1 protein-coding gene is annotated in these 551 nt (G+C 62.8%); it reads left to right on the top strand.

The window, feature by feature from the left end; all coding sequences use genetic code 11:
• The coding region (ilvY, locus tag K5E19_RS23700; protein ID WP_260411942.1) for an HTH-type transcriptional activator IlvY at positions 1-551 on the top strand (551 nt) is incomplete at both ends.

Here is a 551-nt window from a genome sequence, read left to right as displayed (position 1 = left end):
CTGAAAATGTTCCTGCACCTGGCGGAAAGCCGTCACTTTGGCCGCAGCGCACGGGCGATGCACGTCAGCCCCTCCACGCTTTCGCGCCAGATCCAGCGCCTTGGGGAAGACCTCGGCCAGCCGCTTTTCGTGCGCGATAACCGCACCGTCACGCTGACGGAAGCCGGTGAAGAACTGCGCGTCTTTGCCCAGCAGACCTTGTTGCAGTACCAGCAGCTGCGACACACCATCGACCAGCAAGGGCCGTCGCTTTCCGGCGAGCTGCATATTTTCTGCTCCGTGACCGCCGCCTATAGCCATCTGCCGCCCATTCTCGACCGCTTCCGCGCGGCGCATCCGTCGGTCGAAATTAAGCTCACCACCGGCGATGCCGCCGACGCAATGGAAAAAGTGGTGACGGGCGAAGCGGATCTCGCCATTGCCGGAAAACCCGAAACCCTGCCGGGCGCGGTGGCGTTCTCTATGCTGGAAAATCTGGCGGTGGTGTTGATTGCCCCGGCGCTGCCCTGCCCGGTGCGTAATCAGGTGTCGGTGGAAAAACCGGACTGGTC

Source organism: Enterobacter sp. RIT637, from assembly GCF_019718755.1.
Classification (GTDB): Bacteria; Pseudomonadota; Gammaproteobacteria; order Enterobacterales; family Enterobacteriaceae; genus Enterobacter.
Note: the sequence above shows the minus strand (reverse complement) of the source record. Positions and strands in the feature narration are given on the sequence as shown.